Origin of the sequence: Rathayibacter sp. AY1E3 (assembly GCF_002932235.1) — a bacterium.
Classification (GTDB): Bacteria; Actinomycetota; Actinomycetes; order Actinomycetales; family Microbacteriaceae; genus Rathayibacter.
The window spans coordinates 45767-63521 of sequence record NZ_PSVN01000001.1 but is presented as its reverse complement, the minus strand read 5'-3'; the positions used below and the strand labels follow the sequence as shown (position 1 = coordinate 63521).

Here is a 17755-nt window from a genome sequence, read left to right as displayed (position 1 = left end):
CTCGGCCCCGGTGTCGAGGCGTCGAGGCCGAGAGCGCGCGCGGCGGCACCGTCGTCACGCCCGAATCGTCCTGGACGGGGGAGGCCGGCTGGAGCGGCTCGTACCTCTCGCTGACCGACCCGCGCCGCGCGGTGTCGATCCCGATCGGTCCGTCCACGCAGGACCGCGTGGTGGAGGCCGTCATCGACCAGCCGCAGCGCGGCACGGAGCGCACACCCCTGAGCGTCTGGACGTCGGGCACGCGCCCGCTCGACCTGCTCCGCTCGACCGTCGGGTCGCAGGGGGTCACCGAGGCGTCGGGCGCGCTGCTCCCGGAGAAGCTCCGCCGCACCGTGCCGGCCGGCTCGTCGAGCGTCGAGGTCCGCCCGTTGAGCGGCCGGACGCGCCTCGATGCGCTGCTGGTGCGCCCGCTGGTCACGCGCCTCGTGGTCGGAGGAGAGGGCGGCCGCACCGAGCTGATCCGCAACTCCACCGACGGCGTGCGCACCACGGCGATCGGCGTCTCGGGCGGCTCAGGCACGCTGCGCGTCTACTCGCAGGACGGCGCGCTCGTGAGCGAGACGTCGCCGTCCGGAGCCGTCTCCGTGCAGCTGCCCGCGCAGGGCTTCGCGGTGCTGGTGGGCTGAGGGCGTCCCTGCTGGTCGAGTAGCCGCTACTCGATCGGCAGGGGGCGGTGAGTCCTCGGAAGTCGCGGTACTCGCGTTCGAGTACCGCGACTTCTGCGTTCTCGCGGGGGCGAGGGCGGCGGGGAGGCGCGCGGCTGGGCGCGGACCATCAATTCGATGAGAGCGCTCTCTCGAAAACGCTTGACCTCTCCGCGGGGGCGTGCGTAAGCTCGCCGCACACCTCGTGAGAGCGCTCTCACATACGCGGAACAGCACGCGTGAGAGCGCTCCCAGGGGTGCCCCACCACCATCACGAAGGAGTGACCGTGCCCTATTCACGACGCACCAGGATCGCCGCGGCGATCGCCGGCGCCTCGGCCCTCGCCCTGATCGTCACCGGATGCTCGTCGGGATCCGACGCCTCCGAGGGCGGCGAGATCGAGCTGACCGTCACCACGTTCAACGCCATGGGCTTCGACGAGCTCTACGGCGAGTACGAGGACGCCAACCCGGGGATCACCATCGTCCCGAACAACATCGACACCGGCGGCAACGCGCGGACCGACGCGTTCACGAAGCTCGCCGCCGGGTCCGGACTCGCCGACGTCGTCGCCATCGAGGAGGGCTGGCTCGGCTCCGTCATGGAGGTCTCGGACCAGTTCGTCGACCTGCGCGACCACGGCATCGAGGACCGCAAGGCCGACTGGGTCGACTGGAAGTACGAGCAGGCGACCGACCCCGAGGGACGCGTCATCGGCTACGGCACCGACATCGGACCCGAGGGCCTCTGCTACAACACGGCCGCCTTCGAGGCCGCCGGCATGCCCACCGACCGCGCCGCCGTCGCAGAGATGCTCGGCGGACCGGACGCGACCTGGGACGACTACTTCGCCGCCGGCCAGAAGTACCACGACGCCACCGGCAAGGCGTGGTTCGACCACTCCGGATTCGTCTGGAACGCCATGGTCAACCAGCTGCCCGAGGGGTACTACACCTCCGACGGCGAGCTGAACGTCGAGGGCAACCCGGAGCTCGAGGAGCGCTGGGGCCAGCTGACCGACGCCACCGCCTCCGGCCTGTCGGCCGCGCAGAAGGCGTGGGACTGGAACAAGGGCAAGTCGTTCACCGACCAGACCTTCGCCACCTTCGTCTGCCCGGGCTGGATGTTCGGCACGCTGAAGAGCAACGTCGAGGCCGGCGGCGGGAACGCCGAGGCCACCGGCTGGGACTTCGCCGACGTCTTCCCCGGCGGCCCCGCCAACTGGGGCGGCTCGTTCCTCTCCGTCCCGACCCAGTCGAAGCACCCCGCCGAGGCCGCCGCGCTGGCGTCGTGGCTCAGCGAGCCGGAGCAGCAGCTGAAGGCGTTCGAGGCGGCCGGACCGTTCCCGAGCACCCTCGACGCGCAGAAGGAGCTCGCCTCGGCGGCCGCTCCCGACCCCGGCATGAACGACTCCCCGACCGGCGCGATCCTCGCGCAGCGCGCCGAGGGCGTCGTCGCCCAGTACAAGGGCCCGGACGACTCGCTGATCCAGGAGAACGTCTTCGGACCGGTCCTGCAGAAGGTCGACCGCGGCGAGATCGACGGCAAGGAGGGCTGGAACGAGGCGCTCCAGCTCCTCGGTGAGCTCGTCGACTGATCCGGTCGGGCCGACGCCCGGGGGCTGACGCCTCCGGGACGCGGCCCCACCATCACGGGAGGTCCGGCCGTCACCGGACCTCCCGGTCCCCGTGCGGCCGGGCCGCCCGCATCCCGGGCCGCCTCGCCGCACGGGAGAAACGCTGCCGCCCGCCGGCCCGAGGCCTCTCCGGCCCCGCCGCCCGCGACTCCTCCCGGCCGGCCCCGCCGCACGAGAGACTCCGGCCCCGCCGCATCCCCTCCGACTCCGACTCGACCTCGAAGAGAGCGCCATGACGAGCACACTCACCCCGCCGGCCACGGCGACGCCCCCCGCGGGGAAGCGGCGCCCGGCGCCCCGACTCCCGCTGACCTTCCGCCAGCGCGCGAGCCGCTTCGACGTGAAGGCCTCGCCCTACCTCTACATCTCGCCGTTCTTCCTGCTCTTCGCGCTCACCGGAGCGTTCCCGCTGGTCTACACGCTCGTCGTGTCGCTCTACGACTGGCAGCTGCTGCAGGGCCAGGGCGACTTCGTCGGGTTCGCGAACTTCGCGGCCGTGCTCGGCGACCGCTTCTTCTGGAACTCGATCGTCAACACGCTGAGCATCTTCCTGCTCTCCACGATCCCGCAGCTCGCCGTCGCGCTGCTGCTCGCAGCCGCCCTCGACCAGGCGCTGCGGGCCAGCACCTTCTGGCGGATGAGCGTCCTGCTGCCGTACATCGTCTCGCCGGTCGCGGTCGCGCTGATCTTCTCGAGCGTGTTCAGCGACCAGGAGGGCCTGATCAACAACCTGATCGGCCTGGTGGGCATCAGCCCGATCGAGTGGACGAACGACCGCCTCGCCAGCCACGTCGCGATCGCGACGATGGTCAACTGGCGCTGGACCGGCTACAACGCCCTCATCCTCCTCGCCGCCATGCAGGCCGTGCCGCGCGAGCTGCACGAGTCGGCCGCGATCGACGGAGCGAACGCGTTCCGCCGCTTCCGCTCGATCACGATCCCCAGCATCCGGCCGACCCTGATCTTCGTGATCATCACCGCCACCATCGGCGGCCTGCAGATCTTCGCGGAGCCGCGCCTGTTCGACGTGTCGAACGCGGGCGGTATCGGCGGCTCGGACCGGCAGTTCCAGACCACCGTCCTCTACCTCTGGGAGATGGCGTTCTTCCGCCAGAACTTCGGAGAGGCGGCCGCGATCGCGTGGCTGCTGTTCCTCCTGATCGTGCTGATCGGCCTGCTGAACTTCGCGATCTCGCGGCGGATCGCCTCCGTCGAGAACCGGATCTCGCAGCGCTCGAAGCGCCGCTCCGCCCGCCCCGCGACCGCGGACGAGATCGCCGCCGCGGACCCCCTGCTCACCACCACCGGCCTCGGCCAGAACGAGAGCGAGCGATGACCGCCTCCGCCACCTCCGCCGCCTTCCCGGTGCGCCGCGTCCGCGCCTCCCGCGCCGGCCGCGTCGACCGGCCCGGCTTCCTCACGTACGGGCTGCTGAGCGCCTTCATCCTCGGCTCGACCTACCCGCTGTGGTGGTCGTTCGTCGTGGCGAGCGGCTCGAACGCGACCCGCAGCGAGACCCTGCCGCTCGTCCCGGGCGGTAACTTCCTCGCCAACGCCTCGCAGGTGCTGACGGCGATCCCGTTCTGGACGGCGCTGCTGAACAGCGTCATCGTCTCGGGGATCATCACGCTGTCGGTCGTGTCGTTCTCGACGCTCGCCGGCTACGCCTTCGCGAAGCTGCGGTTCCGCGGGCGCGACGGCCTGATGATCGGAGTGGTCGCGACCATGGCGATCCCGACGCAGCTGGGCATCATCCCGCTGTTCATCCTGATGCGGCAGCTCGGCTGGACCGGCTCGCTCGGCGCCGTGATCGTGCCGACGCTGGTCACCGCGTTCGGCGTGTTCTTCATGCGGCAGTACCTGGTCGACGTGATCCCGGACGAGCTGATCGAGGCGGCGCGCGTGGACGGAGCGAACCAGTTCCGGACGTTCCTCACCGTCGCCGTCCCGGCGGCGCGACCGGCGATGGCGATCCTCGGGCTCTTCACGTTCATGATGGCGTGGACCGACTTCCTCTGGCCGCTGATCGTCCTCAGCCCCACGAATCCGACCCTGCAGACGGCGCTCGCGCAGCTGCAGTCGGGCTACTACGTCGACTACTCGATCGTGCTGGCCGGCGCCGTGCTCTCGGTGATCCCGCTGCTGGTGCTGTTCCTGCTCGCCGGACGCCAGCTCATCGCGGGCATCATGAGCGGAGCGGTGAAGGGCTGACGCCCGGAGACTCCCGCGGGACCGGGTCGGGGGACATCGGACCGCGGGACGGGGGCCTCGGGCCCGGGGCCGTGGTGCTCCGGGTCCGGGGGTGGGGGCTGCGGTGAGGGATCGGGCAGTGCACTGGGCGGCCGGTGGGTTCGCGACCCAGCCGGTCGTCGTGCTCGGCTCATCCCGACCACTGCCGCGCAGGATCCCGCCGATCACGCCCCGTCCGGGCCTCCTGGCCCGACCTGCCGCCGCCTAGGCTGGCGCGGAGGAGGCGACATGGAGCCGAAGGACCCGCGCGACGAGGACCCCTCGAGCGGGTCGGCGCAGCCGCGTCCGGAGGACGGGCCGACGCCGTCGGAGCAGGCGCTACGCGCCATCCGCGACGTCGCGAACGGGGCGGATCCGACGAGCGAGGCGTTCCGGCTGTCGAACGACTTCACCGACCGGCAGGCCGAGCGGCTCCGGAGCCTCCTCGCGCGCTTCCGCCGCGGGCGCTGACGGGCGCGAGGGCGGCCTGCCGCCGGCGGCGGGCGATCGATCGCTGCGCGCCGGTCGTGTCGGCCATCGCCGAGGCGGCGCCCCCGATCGCCCGGCGCCACCCCGAACGGCCTCGATCCGCGCCCTCGCAGGCCGCGGACTCACTCCGCCGGCCCGCTCCGCCGCCCCGCATCACCCCCGAATGGCCGCGATCCGCGCCCCTTCACGCCGCGGACGCCCCGCACGAGCCCACTCCTCCGGCGCTCGGCTAGCCTCGGAGGCACCCGCGAGGAAGGCCTGCATGACCCACGACACCGCCTCGGCCGCCCCGACCCTCGAAGCCGTCGCCGCGCTGGCCGGAGTCTCCCGCGCGACGGTCAGCCGGGTCGTCAACGACTCCCCGCGCGTGAAGGACGGCGCCCGGACGGCCGTGCTCGCCGCGATCGAGCAGCTCGGCTACGTGCCCAACCGCGCCGCGCGCTCCCTCGCCAGCCGCCGCACGCAGACCGTCGCGCTCGTGGTGCCGGAGTCGGCGGCGAAGGTGTTCGCGGATCCGTTCCTCGCCTCGGTCGTGCAGGGGGCCGCGATGGCCTTCGCCGGCACCGAGTACACGCTCACCATCGTGATCGCGTCGGAGGCGGCGCCCGAGAAGACGCGGCGCTACCTGCTCGGCGGCAACGTCGACGGCGCGCTCGTCGTCTCGCACCACAGCGGCGACCACTCCTACGCGCAGCTCGGCGCCTCCCTCCCCGTGGTCTTCGGCGGGCGGCCGCTGACGGAGGAGGGCGGCAGCTACTTCGTCGACGTCGACAACACCGGAGCGGCGCGCACGGTCACCGAGCACCTCCTGGGCCTCGGCCGCACGGCCCCCGCGATGATCGCGAGCCGCCAGGACATGCCTGCCGCGATCGACCGCCTGTCCGGCTGGCGCTCGGCCGTCACCGCCGCGGGCCTCGACGACTCGCTCGTCGAGTACGGCGACTACTCGCCCGAGGACGGCGCGACCGCGATGCGCCGCCTGCTCGACTCCGGCCGGCCGATCGACGCGGTCTTCGCCTCCAACGACCAGATGGCGTCGGGCGCCCTGACGGCGCTGCGCGAGCGCGGCCTCACGGTGCCGGGCGACATCGCGCTCGCGGGCTTCGACGGCGACTACTTCGCCGAGGCGAGCGAGCCGCGCCTCACCACGGTGCGCCAGCCCTCCACGGGCCTCGGCGAGGCGATGGCGGACGTGCTGGTGCGCCTCCTGGCCGGCGAGGAGGTGCAGCGCGTGACACTGCTGCCGACCGAGCTGCTGGTGCGCGGCTCCACGGTCGCGGGCGCGTGACCCCGCGCTGAGTGCGCTGACCCGTTCGCTGAGTCGCCCGGATCGGCTCCCCGCTGCGGTGTGTCGCGAGCCGATCCGGGCGACTCAGCGCGGGACGGGCTCGTCGGGGATCTCGAGCAGGTGGAAGGGGCCCCGGGGGAGCGGACCTGTGCTCCACAGCGCGACGACGGCCCAGCCGAGGTCGGCGTGCGCGACGGCGCCCTCGGGCAGGGTCCGGGTGAAGAGCGCGTAGTCGATCCCGTCGAGGGGGAGGGGGCTCACGTCCCACGCGGGCCGGTCGGCGGCCAGCTCCTGAGCCCGCGCCTCCGCCGCCACCATCGCCGCTCGCGTCCGGTCCCCGGGCAGGCCGGCGGGGATCACCGAGAGGAGGAGCGAGGCGATCGCGAGCGCGGCCGTCGCGACCGGGTCGGTGACCACTCCGTGCACCGAGCCGCGCGGCCCGAGGCGGACACCGGTCAGCCGCAGCGTCCGGACCGAGTACGAGCCGCCGTCCCGCTCGGCGCGGACCGAGAGGTCGTCGACGGGCCCGTCGTCCGTCCGCCCGCTCCCGTCGACGGACCACGGATCGGAGACGGGGACCAGCGCGCGCACGCCCTCATCCGACTCCCTGCGGCGCCCCCGGTCAAGAGGCGCAGCTGGAATACGGCCCCGGCGGGCCGGCCGGTCGGTCGGGACGCGTCAGGCTCGGAGCGCTCGCAGGACCCGCTCGACGTGCCCCTCGATCCACGCGCCGGTGAAGAGGCCGCTCCGGAGGAGCCATCGGTGGAGGATCGGGCCGAGCAGGAGCTCCGCCGCGCCGGAGGGGTCGGCCGCTCCTCCACTCGCGAGACGCGCGGCGATCGCGCTCAGCTGGGGCTCGAGCAGCAGGGTGCGGTACTGCGTGGCGAGCTCGGTGTCGGTCTGGATCGCAGCGGTCACCGCGCGCAGGAGCGGCTCGGCCACTGGGTCGCTCAGCTCGGCGGCAGTGCCGGTGACCAGGAGGAGCAGGTCGGCGCGCAGATCTCCGGAGTCCGGGACGGCGATCACCCCGTCAGGAGTCAGGCTCCGCGCGAGGAGCGCGTCGAAGAGGATCGCACCGGTGGAGGGCCAGCTGCGGTAGAGGGTCTGCTTCCCGACTCCGGCGCGGGCGGCGACGCCCTCCATCGTCAGGCGCGGAAGCCCCTCGGTCCCGACGAGGTCGAGCACGGCGGCGTGCACGCGCTGCCGTGTCCTGCTGGTGGCCATTCTCCGATCCTACCGCGAAACGAGGCGGAGCGTCTTGTTCGGAGTAGCGTGCAGGCATGACCACTCGACAGACCTGGCTGATCACCGGAGCCTCCCGCGGGCTGGGGCGTGCGCTCGTCCTCGCGGCGCTCGCCGAGGGCCACTGCGTCCTGGCCGCGGTCCGGGGCGCGCACTCCCTGCCCGAGCACGAACGGCTGCAGGTCCACCGGCTCGACGTCGCGGACTCCTCCGCAGCCGCCGGCGCCGTCGACGCGGCCACGGCGATCGAGGGGCGCCTCGACGTCCTCGTCGACAACGCGGGCTACGGGCTCATCGGCATGGCGGAGGAGGTGGGCGAGGACGAGGTGAGGGAGCTGCTGGACGTCGACCTGCTCGGTCCGCTCTGGCTCTGCCGGGCCGCGCTGCCTGTGATGCGGCGGCAGGGGTCCGGACACATCGTGCAGATCTCGACCGTCGGCGCGGTGGGGACGATGCCGACGCTCGGGGTCTACAACGCGGCGAAGTGGGGCCTCGAGGGCTGGACGGAGGCGATGGCCGCAGAGGTCGCCCCCTTCGGCGTCCGCGTGACGCTCGTGCAGCCCGGGGAGATCGCCACCGACTGGGCCGGCGGCAGCATGCGGTTCGCGGCGCCGATGCCGGAGTACGACGACCTGCGGCGGGAGCTCTTCGGAGCGGCCGAGGTCCCCTGGCCGACCGACGGTCCGCAGAGAGGCACGCCTCCGGCCGAGGTGGCGGCCGAGATCCTCGCGCACGTCGCTGATCGGAGCGACGCCCGATTCCGTCTGCTCGTGGGCGACGACGCTCCCGGTCAGGTGCGCGCCGCGCTCGAGAAGCGCCTCGCGGACTACGCCCTCGACCCGCGCTGGGCTGCGTCCGCGCTCTGAGGGACCGCCGCTGAGGTGCCCGGATCGGCTGGCAGTTCCGGCGTGTCGCGAGCAGATCCAGGCACCTCAGTGCGGAGGCGTGAAGGCCCGCAGGCGCGGCTCAGAACTCCTCGTAGTTGTAGGGCTCCGGGTCCTCGTCGATCACGGGGCGCGCGATCGTGGCGCGGTTGCTCTTGATGCGGGAGCGGATGTCCTCGACGGCGGCCTCGACGGCGCCGGTGGTCGACTCCTCGTCCTTGATGGAGACCTCGACGGGGACGGCGACGAGCTCGCTGCTCGCGTCGAGGGTCATCTTCGCCTCGATGAGCTCGCCGTCCTCGGTGAACGCCGGGACCGTGACCGCTTCGGAGTGCTCCTGGCGGTCGATCGCGGTCACCAGGTCGAGGAGGGCCTCGGTCACGGCATCGGTCGTCACGAAGCTCTTGGAGGCGTAGGTCAGCTGCTGCATGCCTCCACTCTCCCGAACGGGAGCGCCCCTCGCGCGGGGTTGCGCCTCGTCGGCCCAGCCCGTAGCGGAGGGGCAGCACGACCGGCGCGGGCGCGAGGAGTCAACCCTCTAGGCCGCGATCCGGGCGTCCGCTTCCCTGGTGGCGGGGCCTCGGGAGGAGGCGCGGGGGTCTCGGGATCCCGGGGCCCCGGCACTCGATCGGGAGGGGACCGGATCCGGCGTGGGGGACTCCGCGGCGACAGGGCGTTCCAGGGCGGCCTCCTGATCGGAGTCGGCCTCATGGCGGCCGTCGACGAGATCGTCTTCCACCAGATCCTCGCCTGGCACCACTTCTACGACCGCTCCACTCCGGCGATCGGCCTGCTCTCGGACGGGCTGCTGCACGCGGCCGAGATCCTCGCACTCGTCGGCGGCGGCTTCCTGCTCGCCGACGCCCGGCGCCGATCCGCTCTGCGTCCGCGCACGGCGTGGGCCGCGGGGCTCACGGGGGCGGGGCTGTTCCAGCTGTGGGACGGAGTCGTCGACCACAAGCTGCTCCGGGTGCACCAGGTGCGCTACGACGTCGACCTGCTGCTCTACGACTCCGCCTGGATCGCCTCGGGAGCGGTGCTGCTCGCGGCGGGCCTGCTCCTCCTGCCGCGGCGGCGGCGCGCGACGGCGTGACCCCGCACGCCGACCACTCCCTGCTCGACCCGGGCCTGCTGCTCCTGGTCCCGCTGGCGGCGGCGGCGGCGCTCGGAGGGGGCGCCGCGGCACTCGAGCGGCGGCGCGGACGGCCGTGGCCGCTGCACCGCACCGCCCTGCTCCTCGGTGGGCTCGCGACCGCGGCGCTCTGCTTCACGGGTCCGCTCGCGGAGTGGTCGCACGCGGATCCGCGCGGGGCGATGCTGACGCACCTGGTCCTCGGGATGCTCGCGCCGCTCCTCCTGGTGCTCTCCGCCCCGTCACCCTGGCCCTGCGGGCGCTCGACGTCACGGCTGCCCGGCGGCTCTCGCGGCTGCTCCGGAGCCGCCCGGCCCGTCTCCTCGCCCACCCCGTGACGGCGCTCCTGCTCTCGACGGGCTCCCTCTGGCTCGTGCACGCGACCGGACTGCTCGCCGCCGCGCACGCCGACCCGCTGCTGCACCTCGCACTCGGCCTGCACTTCCTCCTCAGCGGCTGCCTGCTGACGGCGGCGCTCGCCGGAGTCGATCCGAACCCGCACCGCGCCCCGTTCGGCCTGCGCCTGGGCGTGCTCGGAGCGGGCATCGCCGCGCACGCGCTGCTCGCGACCGTGCTCTACGCGGAGGCGCCGGACGAGACCGGACGCCAGGCGGCGCTCCTGCTGTTCTACGGAGGCGACCTGCTCGAGACGGCGCTCGCCGTGGTCGTCTGCGCCCGGCGCTACGCGGCGACGGCGCCCCGGCAACCCCCTCCGCCGAGCGCGCCCTGCTCCCTACGCTCGGACGCATGCTCCCCATCTTCGGGACCCGAGCCGTCGAGGACCTCCTCCGGACGCTCGTCTTCGTCTGCCGCGTCTGCGGGCAGCGCGACGAGCAGCGGATCCTCCGCCGCCGGACGCGCCTCTCGCTCTTCTTCGTCCCCGTCCTGACCGTCTCGACCCGCTACCTGCTCGAGTGCTCGCACTGCGGCACGGTGTCTCCGATCAGCAAGGAGGAGGCGCAGGGCTCCGTCCGCTGGGCCGGCAACTCCGACCAGTGACCGCCCCGAGCGGGAGGCTCCCGCGGTGCGCTCAGCGCACCGGAGCCGGCACCGCCGTGGGACGCGCGGCGACCGCGGCCGCGCGCCGCGTCGCCCAGTTGTTGAGCAGCAGCGCCGTCACGACGATGGCCGCGCCGAGCAGGGCGACGGGCCCCGGCCGGTAGCCGCCCGCCATGCTGATCGCGAAGGTCGTCACCGGGACGAGGTTCTGGAAGAGCGTGCCGTTGAGGGCGCCGAGCAGCTTGATGCCCGTGTTCCACAGCAGCACGGCGACGACGCCGGCCAGGAGGATCAGGTAGGCCAGCTGCGGCCAGGCCGCGAGCACCTCGGCCCCGGTCGGCGGGTGCGCGGAGCCGGTGGCCGTCGCCACGGCGACCGCGACGGCGATCGACGGGCAGCCGAGCGCGGTGGTGAGCGTCGAGTACCGCAGCGCCGACCAGCCGGGGAACGCCGCGGCTCCGCGCGTGTAGACGACCCAGCAGATCGCTCCGAGCAGGGCGAGCAGCTCGCCGAACCCCAGCTCGCCGTCGAGGAGGAGGGCGACGTCGCCGCGGGTGACGACGAGCGCGACTCCGGCGAGCGCGAGCAGGATGCAGCCGACGGTGGCGGCCGGCGGCAGGCGACGCGCGCCGATGCTCGCGAGCACCGCGCCGATCGCGGGCATCATCCCCATCATCAGGCTGACGTTCGGGGCCGAGGTGAACCGCAGGGCCGTGAAGGCGAGCAGGCCGAAGCCGGCGAATCCGGAGGCGCCGAGCAGCGCCAGCCGCCACCCGCGGCCGTCGAGCCGGAAGGCGCGGAGCCCCTCCGCCCGGGCGAGCAGCAGGGCGAGGACGACCGCGGCGGCCGTGTAGCGGATGAGGGTCATGAAGAAGGAGTCGACCGTCGCCGCGATGCTGTCCGCGACCGGGAGCATGCCGCCCCAGAGGATCGGCGGGATCAGGCAGAAGAGCAGACCTCGCGACCGCATGGCGCCCCTGATCCGTCGGGTGCGGCCGCCCCGGGCGGGGGCCGTCGCTCGATGGTGGACCCCGGCGGCTCGGCGCACAAGAGCGCCGCCGACCCCCGAACGGCCCGCGGCGGGGCTCGCCCGGCCCTCCTCTGATCCCCCGCGCGAGATGCCGCTCCGGTACGCGACCCGCCGCGCGAGGCGTCTCCGAGCGGCATCTCGCAAAGGGGGTCCGGGACATGGGCCGGAGGACGGCCGGGTCTAGGGTGCTGGCAGAGGGGCGGCCGCCGTCGCCTCCGATCGCCCGTTCGAAGGAGAACACCATGCACCGTCGTCTCACGGCCACGCTCGCCGCGATCGCCCTCGCCCTCGGAGGGGCCGTCGCCGTCGCGACCCCCGCCTCCGCCGGGCAGCTCGTCTACCAGAACGGCGGCCCGGGCAACTGCTACGAGGTCCGCTCGCAGCGCGACTCCCTGGGTCGCGCGCAGGTCACGGTGTGGTGGCACTGCGACCAGGCGAGCAACGTCAAGGTCATCTGGAGGAACGGCCCGGACAGCGGCTGCAACAAGATGAGCGTCATCAACCGCAAGTTCAGCGACAGCTCGGGCGTCGCGTCCCGCTTCGACCGCCTCGTCTCCTGCTGACCCGGTCGGGCTGCCCCTGATCCCTTCCGCGGGACGCCACCTCGGTACTCGGCACGCCGCACGAGGCGTACCCGAGCGGCTTCCCGCGGGAGGGGACGGCGGCGGCCCCGCTCAGTGCTCGGCGCGCCCCGAATCCTCGATGAGGCGCACCTTCACGTTCACGGCGAGCGGCCCCGAGACCGACGGGTCGGCGGCGAGCAGCGCGTGCATCCGCTCGCCCACCAGCCGGAGCGTCTCGGGGGCCGGCAGTGCGGCGGACGCGGCGATGTGCGCGCTCACCGTGGTGAACCCCTCCGACCGGTCGATGTCGACCAGCACGTCGGGCTGACGCAGGTCCAGTTTCGCGGCGAGCGCGTCGGCCGCGGCCTCGACGATCGGCTGGGCGGGATAGACCCCCGCGACGCCCTCGATGTCGCGGATCTCGGCGGTCAGCCGCTGCGAGAGCTCGGTGTCGTCGGTCATTCCCGCTCCTCCCGGTGGGGGTACACGTCGTCGACGGTCACGTCGATCGCGCCGACGGTCAGCTCGGTGTGGCGCTCGAGGGCGTAGCGGATGCGCTCGCGCAGGCGGTCGGCGGCCACGGCGACCGGCAGGCCGAACTCGAGGGCGCAGGTCACGTCGATTCGAACCACGGCGCCGGGAGCCGAGACGTCGCCGTCGAGGGTGCAGCGGCCCATGATGACGCCGCCCATCGTGTCGCCGGCGCGGCGGATCATCCCGCGCACGGCCGCCTCGGTGAGCGCCAGGCGGAGGGTCGGGTCGGGGTGGCGGACGGGGATGTCGCGGCCGGAGCGCACCTCGGAGCGGATCGCGTCGAGCAGGCCGGCGATCCAGACCTCGTCGCGGTCGGGCTCGCGGTCGGCCTCCTGCCGCAGCGCCCGCGCCGAGAGCTCGGTGAGGCGGGTGAGGTTCGCGAGTGCGAGCCGGCACGCGGCGGAGTTCTCGATCGAGGGGTCGCGCGGCTCGCGGCCGCGGTCGAGGTACTCGCCCAGCTCCTCGAGCGTGTGGCCGTCGAGGTCGTCCTCGGGCACGGCGGCGTCGTCGGTCATCGCCATGCCTCCAATTCGTGGAGCAGGAATCGACGGGCCCGGGCGAGGAGGCCGCGGACCGTCGAGACGGGGAGTTCGAGAGCGTCGGCGATCTCCTGGTAGCTGTAGCCGGCGGTCTCGCGGAGTAGCCAACAGCGTCGCTGATCAGCAGGCAATCGGTCCAGCGCTTCCCAGACCGCGTCCAGCTGGAGTCGTGCCTCGACGATGCGCTCGGGGGAGTGCTCGGGCGGCGCGGGCGGATCCCAGTCGTCGATGTCGTCGTGGCGGCGGCGGACGCGGATCCGGTCGATCGCCTTGTGGGTGACGATGCGCATCAGCCAGTTGCGGATGTGCGCCGGGCTGTCGAGATCGGCCAGACGCCGCCAGCCGGTGAGGAACGCCTCCTGCACCACGTCCTCGGACTCCGCCTCGGAGCCGAGGAGCTTCGCCGCGTAGACGCGCATGAGGGCGCCGTGGCGGCGGGCGAGCTGCTCGAACGCCTGCACGTCGCCGTCGACGGCGCGCGCGGCGAGGGTCGCGTCGGACGCGTTCAGGAGGGGGTCGTCGTCGATGAGCGCCTCCTCCGCGGTCCCGCGCGCGGTGTCCCCGCGCGCCGATGCCCTCAGTGTGGGGCGCCGTCCGGCATGACTACCAGCCTTGACAACGGGCCGGCGAATCCGCTGGCCGGATTGCGAGTGCCGCCGATGGGGGACGTCTCAAGACGGGATTCGTGACATTCCGGCTCCTCGACACGTCTTGATTCCGTACCCCTCGTGCGTCCCCGCGAGCGCACGGACCCCGAACCCGGAAGAAGTCCCCCATGCACTGCTCCCTCCGCCGCCGCCCCGGGCGGACGTCATGAGCGAGTCGACCTTCACCCTCGGCAGCCCGTTCGCGGGCGACGAGCGGGCCGACCGGCGCTACGAAGCCTCCGGCGACGATCCGTCCGCCGCGTCCGCCGTCTACTCCGAGGCGTACGGCGGAGGCGAGTTCCGCGTCGCTCCGTCGCAGCGCGGCTTCTCCTACCGCTACGCCGTCCGCGGCAGCGACCGGGTGACCCTGCGCACCTCCGACTGCTCGGGCGCCCTCACCGGCCAGGTCCCCCACCTGAAGGAGTACGTCGTCGGGTGGTTCCGCGCCGGCGGCGGACGCCTGAACCTGCCGCCGTTCACCCGGACCGGCGCGCTCTCGGCCCCGTTCCTGTTCCCCGCGGAGCGCCAGTTCGGGCTCGAGTTCGAGCCGCACCGGCAGAACCTCATCCACTTCGCCCCCGGGTTCCTCGAGGACGTCGCGACCGAGACGCACGCCGGCCCCCGCCAGCCCGTCTCCTTCGACCACGGGGCGGACGCCGACCCCGGCGTCCTCGCCCGCTGGCGCGCCGCGGTGACGGAGGCGAGCGCCGCGCTCGCGACGGCCGCGATCACGCCGCTCGTGCGCTTCACCGCCGAGCTCGACCTCGCCCGCGTGCTGCTTCTGCTGTTCCCGTGGCGCGCGTGGGACGTGCCGGCCGTGCTGCGGCGCCCGTCCGCCTCCCGCACCCGGGTGGCGCTCGACTTCCTCCAGCACCACGCCCACGAGCCGATCACCCCGGCCGACGCAGCCCGCGCGGCAGGCCTGCACACCCGCACGCTGCAGCAGGCGACGAAGCGGCACCTCGGAGTGTCGCCGTCGGTCTACCTGCGCGACGTGCGCCTGGACCGCGCCCACTCCGACCTGGTCGCCGGCGACCCCTGCTCGACCACCGTCGCCGCGGTCGCCCGCGAGTGGGGCTTCGGCAACCTCGGCCGCTTCGCGAGCGCGTACCAGGTGCGCTTCGACGAGAAGCCGAGCCACACGCTGCGCCGCTGACGCGCAGCCCCAGCGTGCCCGAGGGCCCGGGACCGTCTCACGGCGGTGCCGGCCCTCGTCGTCTCCGGGTGCGTCCCGAGGGACCGTTTCGGAGGATGCTTCATCGTGTCCTCCGACCGGTCTTCCGGACACGGACCTCATGACACTCGGCGCCGGCTCAGCCCGGCTGATGGACGTGGATGTCGCTGCTCGACGTCACGCCGTTGAACTCGAGATACAGCTGCCCCTCGACGACCGACACGGTCAGCGTGTTGCGGCGCTCGAGTACCGCGACCGCGGCATCCAGGAACCCCTGGTCGAAGCTCTGCACGGTGATCTGCTCGAGCTGGTGGACGCGCTTGCCGGACCACGCCGCGATCACCTTCTCCGGGTTGCGATGCGTGTAGACCGTCGTGCGGTCGGCCAGTCTGCTCCCGAAGTGCAGTCGCTCGGCATCCGGCGCGCCCACCTCGATCCACGTGGTCAGCCTGCCGGTGAGATCGCGGACCAGCACCGCCGGCTCGGTCGCCGTCGACGAGATCCCCTCGCTGAAGGTGATCCCCTCCACGTATTCGAGGCAGTACGCGAGCACGCGCGTCATCATGTACGCGTCGGTCTCGGAGGGGTGCCGAGCGGCTCGCAACGTGATGTCCTCGTAGACGCCGCGGTCCACATCAGCCAGCTGTATCGCGAAGTTGTACATCACTGCGCCGGCTGCCACGTGTGCGAGCTTATGTCCTCTCGCTCATCGAGGAGCGCGAGGCTTCTCCGGCGCCGGTGGGGGCATCAGGTTCGCGCGCCTACTGGGGGGCGCCTCCGCGACCAGGAGCTCGAGGCCTGGCTCGGGGTGAGCCGGACGCCGATCCGGGAGGCGCTGCTCCGGCTGGCCCGCGTCGGCCTCGTCTCGGCCAAGCCCGGCCGGGCGACGATCGTGACCCCCGCCACGGCCGAGAGCATCAGCGACGCCCAGCAGATCGCCGCCGCCATGCACGAGCTCGCCACGCGCCTCGCCGGCCCGGCCGTCACTCCGGAGGCGCTCGCCGCGATGGAGTCGGCGAACGACGACTTCGCGCGGGCGCTGGCGGAGGGCGACGTCGAGCTGGCGCTGCGCTCCGACGACGCGTTCCACGCGGTGCTCACCGGGCTCAGCGGCAACGGGATGATCGAGGACGTGCTCGAGCAGGCCACTCCGCTCATCCGCCGTGCCGAGCGCCAGCGCTTCGCCTCCCTCGCGGCCCGCGGATCCGTGGAGCAGCACCGCGCGATCGTGGAGTCCCTCCGCGCGGGCGACACCGACGGCGCCGCCCGCCTCAGCCGGGAGAACTGGATGACGCTCGACCGTCACCTGCGCGAGGCCTGACGCGCTGCTCCTCCGCGGGGAGGAGTCCGCGCTCGGTCATGCGCGAGGCCGACGCGATCGCATCCGCGACGAACCGCTCGGTCAGGTCGGCATGCCCTCGCCCGCGCGCTCCGCATCCGTCCCGAGAGCTGAGCGCCGCCCTCCCCGCGCCTCCGCCGCCGGGATGCGGGTCGAGGCGGGTGCCGGGCGCGGCGCGGAACGACGGACGGCCGACGCGCGGGCGGCCGGAGCGCTCTGGAACACTCGAGCGAGGGGCGGGGGCTCCGGAGCGGGGGAGCCGTGGCGTCACGCTTCGTCGAGCTCGACGGTCTGCGCGGCCTCGCCGCCCTCGGCGTGGTCGTCTACCACTTCACCACCGCGTTCTCGCTCGATCATCCCGATGCACCGCCGGGATCCGTCGCGCTCCCGTTCGGCGAGTTCGGCGTCCAGCTCTTCTTCGTCATCAGCGGCTTCGTGATCCTGATGTCCGCGGACCGCGCGCGGCGGCCGTCGGACTTCGCGATCTCCCGCGTCAGCCGCCTCTACCCGGCCTACTGGATCGCGGTGGTCGTCTCCATCGTCGTCGGCGCTCTCGCCCGCGTCCCCGGCACCGACCTCACGCCGCTGGAGCTGCTGCTCAACTTCACCATGGTGCAGCGGTTGCTGCTGGTGCCCAACGTGAACGGCGCGTTCTGGACGCTGGCCGTCGAGATGCAGTTCTACCTGCTGGTGCTGCTCGTGCTCGTCCTCACGAAGTGCCGGTTCACGGATCGGCTGGTCCGCGTGCTGGCGGTCGTCTGGCTCGGCGTCGCGGCGACCGCCTCCGTCGCCGCCCACCTCGTCTCGGGAGGCGTCGACGTCGTCTCGGCGCCGGTCGCCGTCCGGGTCCTGGCGAACCTGACGCTGGCCGAGTACGGACCGCTCTTCTGCGTCGGGATGCTGCTGTTCCTCTCGCGACGCCAGGGGCGCTTCGAGCTCCTCGCCGTGCCGGCGGCTCTGATCGCGGCCCTGAACGCCCAGCTCCTCCACGGCGGGCCGGACGGAGCGGTCGTCCTCGGCGTCTGCGCGGCCGTCGCGGTCGTCGCGATGCGGCGCCGGACCGCCGTGCTGCGATGGGCGCCGCTGCTCTGGCTCGGGCGGATCAGCTACTCGCTCTACATCCTCCATCTGGTCGTGGGCAGCGCGATCGTCAGCGCGCTCTGGCCGCTGATCGGCCGCGACGGAGCAGGACTCGTCGCCTTCGTCGTCGTCCTCCTGCTGTCCTGGGGCCTCAACGCGGTCGCCGAGGAGCGGTGGAGCCCCGCCTGGCGCCGCGCCCTCACCCGCCGGCGCGACCGCCGGCTCCCGGCGGGGACGGCGACCGCGGCCTGACACGGCTGTGCACTCCGCTGGCCGCTCAGCGAGTGCGCTGCCGAGGCCTGTGG

General features: G+C 73.3%; 21 protein-coding genes and 1 pseudogene. 14 read left to right on the top strand and 8 right to left on the bottom strand.

Going from position 1 to position 17755, the window contains the following annotated elements; translation table 11 throughout:
* Positions 1-131 precede the first annotated feature (131 nt).
* From C5C53_RS00325 to C5C53_RS00300, 6 genes are all read left to right on the top strand, one after another.
* The gene (locus tag C5C53_RS00325; RefSeq protein WP_104266531.1) at positions 132-626 is read left to right on the top strand and encodes a hypothetical protein; all 495 of its coding nucleotides are present in this window, start codon (positions 132-134) and stop codon (positions 624-626) included.
* 305 nt (positions 627-931) lie between these two features.
* Positions 932-2242, top strand: coding sequence for an ABC transporter substrate-binding protein (locus C5C53_RS00320; protein WP_104224001.1), 1311 nt, complete (start codon positions 932-934; stop codon positions 2240-2242).
* A 271-nt stretch (positions 2243-2513) separates the two neighbouring features.
* Positions 2514-3617: a carbohydrate ABC transporter permease gene (locus C5C53_RS00315; protein WP_104225835.1), complete on the top strand. Its 1104-nt coding sequence runs from the start codon at positions 2514-2516 to the stop codon at positions 3615-3617.
* Entirely contained in the window at positions 3614-4492 is an 879-nt protein-coding gene (locus tag C5C53_RS00310) for a carbohydrate ABC transporter permease (protein ID WP_104266530.1), read from the top strand. The genes C5C53_RS00315 and C5C53_RS00310 overlap by 4 nt, the downstream gene beginning before the upstream one ends.
* 267 nt (positions 4493-4759) lie before the next feature.
* Positions 4760-4981, top strand: coding sequence for a hypothetical protein (locus C5C53_RS00305; RefSeq protein WP_104266529.1), 222 nt, complete (start codon positions 4760-4762; stop codon positions 4979-4981).
* Positions 4982-5261: 280 nt separating this feature from the next.
* Positions 5262-6287: a LacI family DNA-binding transcriptional regulator gene (locus C5C53_RS00300; protein WP_104250504.1), complete on the top strand. Its 1026-nt coding sequence runs from the start codon at positions 5262-5264 to the stop codon at positions 6285-6287.
* Positions 6288-6371: 84 nt separating this feature from the next.
* Here C5C53_RS00300 and C5C53_RS00295 read toward each other — a convergent pair whose 3' ends face one another.
* The gene (locus C5C53_RS00295) at positions 6372-6878 is read right to left on the bottom strand and encodes a hypothetical protein (protein WP_104266528.1); all 507 of its coding nucleotides are present in this window, start codon (positions 6876-6878) and stop codon (positions 6372-6374) included.
* A gap of 87 nt (positions 6879-6965) precedes the next feature.
* Positions 6966-7511 (bottom strand): TetR/AcrR family transcriptional regulator, encoded by a 546-nt coding sequence (locus tag C5C53_RS00290; protein ID WP_104266527.1) that lies wholly within the window; start codon positions 7509-7511, stop codon positions 6966-6968.
* Positions 7512-7567: 56 nt separating this feature from the next.
* Here C5C53_RS00290 and C5C53_RS00285 point away from each other — a divergent pair, with 56 nt between their 5' ends.
* Entirely contained in the window at positions 7568-8395 is an 828-nt protein-coding gene (locus C5C53_RS00285) for an SDR family NAD(P)-dependent oxidoreductase (protein WP_258075333.1), read from the top strand.
* A gap of 100 nt (positions 8396-8495) precedes the next feature.
* Here the strand turns inward: C5C53_RS00285 and C5C53_RS00280 are convergent, their stop codons facing one another.
* Entirely contained in the window at positions 8496-8843 is a 348-nt protein-coding gene (locus tag C5C53_RS00280; RefSeq protein WP_104223965.1) for a hypothetical protein, read from the bottom strand.
* Between the two features lie 213 nt (positions 8844-9056).
* Between C5C53_RS00280 and C5C53_RS00275 the strand changes: the two genes are divergently transcribed.
* The 3 genes and pseudogenes from C5C53_RS00275 to C5C53_RS17340 all read left to right on the top strand — a co-directional run bounded on the left by C5C53_RS00275 (position 9057) and on the right by C5C53_RS17340 (position 10544).
* Positions 9057-9506 carry a DUF2243 domain-containing protein gene (locus C5C53_RS00275; protein WP_258075342.1) on the top strand — a complete coding sequence of 150 codons (450 nt, stop codon included), beginning with the start codon at positions 9057-9059 and terminating at the stop codon, positions 9504-9506.
* Positions 9503-10074, top strand: a pseudogene (locus C5C53_RS17345) (cytochrome c oxidase assembly protein); the annotation flags it as partial. The gene C5C53_RS00275 and the pseudogene C5C53_RS17345, both read left to right, overlap by 4 nt.
* A 218-nt stretch (positions 10075-10292) precedes the next feature.
* Positions 10293-10544 carry a zinc-ribbon domain-containing protein gene (locus C5C53_RS17340; RefSeq protein WP_104266525.1) on the top strand — a complete coding sequence of 84 codons (252 nt, stop codon included), beginning with the start codon at positions 10293-10295 and terminating at the stop codon, positions 10542-10544.
* A 31-nt stretch (positions 10545-10575) separates the two neighbouring features.
* Here C5C53_RS17340 and C5C53_RS00260 read toward each other — a convergent pair whose 3' ends face one another.
* Positions 10576-11514, bottom strand: a complete 939-nt coding sequence (locus C5C53_RS00260; RefSeq protein WP_104266524.1) for a DMT family transporter — start codon at positions 11512-11514, stop codon at positions 10576-10578.
* A gap of 302 nt (positions 11515-11816) precedes the next feature.
* Here C5C53_RS00260 and C5C53_RS00255 point away from each other — a divergent pair, with 302 nt between their 5' ends.
* Complete coding sequence (locus tag C5C53_RS00255) at positions 11817-12137, top strand: hypothetical protein (protein ID WP_104255207.1); 321 nt, start codon at positions 11817-11819, stop codon at positions 12135-12137.
* A gap of 111 nt (positions 12138-12248) precedes the next feature.
* Here C5C53_RS00255 and C5C53_RS00250 read toward each other — a convergent pair whose 3' ends face one another.
* The 3 genes from C5C53_RS00250 to C5C53_RS00240 are packed head-to-tail and all read right to left on the bottom strand — an operon-like array spanning position 12249 to position 13671.
* The gene (locus C5C53_RS00250; RefSeq protein WP_104266523.1) at positions 12249-12599 is read right to left on the bottom strand and encodes a hypothetical protein; all 351 of its coding nucleotides are present in this window, start codon (positions 12597-12599) and stop codon (positions 12249-12251) included.
* Positions 12596-13192 (bottom strand): Asp23/Gls24 family envelope stress response protein, encoded by a 597-nt coding sequence (locus tag C5C53_RS00245; protein ID WP_104223973.1) that lies wholly within the window; start codon positions 13190-13192, stop codon positions 12596-12598. The genes C5C53_RS00250 and C5C53_RS00245 overlap by 4 nt, the downstream gene beginning before the upstream one ends.
* Complete coding sequence (locus C5C53_RS00240) at positions 13183-13671, bottom strand: RNA polymerase sigma factor (RefSeq protein ID WP_244248147.1); 489 nt, start codon at positions 13669-13671, stop codon at positions 13183-13185. Before C5C53_RS00240 ends, C5C53_RS00245 begins: the two co-directional genes overlap by 10 nt.
* A 352-nt stretch (positions 13672-14023) precedes the next feature.
* Between C5C53_RS00240 and C5C53_RS00235 the strand changes: the two genes are divergently transcribed.
* Positions 14024-15013 (top strand): helix-turn-helix transcriptional regulator, encoded by a 990-nt coding sequence (locus C5C53_RS00235; protein ID WP_104247226.1) that lies wholly within the window; start codon positions 14024-14026, stop codon positions 15011-15013.
* A 157-nt stretch (positions 15014-15170) separates the two neighbouring features.
* Here C5C53_RS00235 and C5C53_RS00230 read toward each other — a convergent pair whose 3' ends face one another.
* A complete protein-coding gene (locus C5C53_RS00230; protein ID WP_104266521.1) occupies positions 15171-15713 on the bottom strand; it encodes a YaeQ family protein in 543 nt (180 codons plus the stop codon).
* 12 nt (positions 15714-15725) lie between these two features.
* On the opposite strand from C5C53_RS00230, the gene C5C53_RS00225 reads away from it, so the two are divergent.
* Together C5C53_RS00225 and C5C53_RS00220 are read left to right on the top strand one after the other, a co-directional pair.
* Positions 15726-16352: a GntR family transcriptional regulator gene (locus tag C5C53_RS00225; protein WP_104266520.1), complete on the top strand. Its 627-nt coding sequence runs from the start codon at positions 15726-15728 to the stop codon at positions 16350-16352.
* A 279-nt stretch (positions 16353-16631) separates the two neighbouring features.
* Complete coding sequence (locus C5C53_RS00220) at positions 16632-17702, top strand: acyltransferase (RefSeq protein ID WP_181127684.1); 1071 nt, start codon at positions 16632-16634, stop codon at positions 17700-17702.
* The last annotated feature ends 53 nt before the right edge of the window (positions 17703-17755 follow it).

Coding starts and splice junctions, on each gene's coding strand:
- C5C53_RS00315 (WP_104225835.1), top strand. CDS start 2,514: ATGACGAGCACACTCACCCCGCCGGCCACGGCGACGCCCCCCGCGGGG.
- C5C53_RS00310 (WP_104266530.1), top strand. CDS start 3,614: ATGACCGCCTCCGCCACCTCCGCCGCCTTCCCGGTGCGCCGCGTCCGC.
- C5C53_RS00305 (WP_104266529.1), top strand. CDS start 4,760: ATGGAGCCGAAGGACCCGCGCGACGAGGACCCCTCGAGCGGGTCGGCG.
- C5C53_RS00300 (WP_104250504.1), top strand. CDS start 5,262: ATGACCCACGACACCGCCTCGGCCGCCCCGACCCTCGAAGCCGTCGCC.
- C5C53_RS00290 (WP_104266527.1), bottom strand. CDS start 7,511: ATGGCCACCAGCAGGACACGGCAGCGCGTGCACGCCGCCGTGCTCGAC.
- C5C53_RS00285 (WP_258075333.1), top strand. CDS start 7,568: ATGACCACTCGACAGACCTGGCTGATCACCGGAGCCTCCCGCGGGCTG.
- C5C53_RS00280 (WP_104223965.1), bottom strand. CDS start 8,843: ATGCAGCAGCTGACCTACGCCTCCAAGAGCTTCGTGACGACCGATGCC.
- C5C53_RS17340 (WP_104266525.1), top strand. CDS start 10,293: ATGCTCCCCATCTTCGGGACCCGAGCCGTCGAGGACCTCCTCCGGACG.
- C5C53_RS00260 (WP_104266524.1), bottom strand. CDS start 11,514: ATGCGGTCGCGAGGTCTGCTCTTCTGCCTGATCCCGCCGATCCTCTGG.
- C5C53_RS00255 (WP_104255207.1), top strand. CDS start 11,817: ATGCACCGTCGTCTCACGGCCACGCTCGCCGCGATCGCCCTCGCCCTC.
- C5C53_RS00250 (WP_104266523.1), bottom strand. CDS start 12,599: ATGACCGACGACACCGAGCTCTCGCAGCGGCTGACCGCCGAGATCCGC.
- C5C53_RS00245 (WP_104223973.1), bottom strand. CDS start 13,192: ATGGCGATGACCGACGACGCCGCCGTGCCCGAGGACGACCTCGACGGC.
- C5C53_RS00235 (WP_104247226.1), top strand. CDS start 14,024: ATGAGCGAGTCGACCTTCACCCTCGGCAGCCCGTTCGCGGGCGACGAG.
- C5C53_RS00225 (WP_104266520.1), top strand. CDS start 15,726: ATGTCCTCTCGCTCATCGAGGAGCGCGAGGCTTCTCCGGCGCCGGTGG.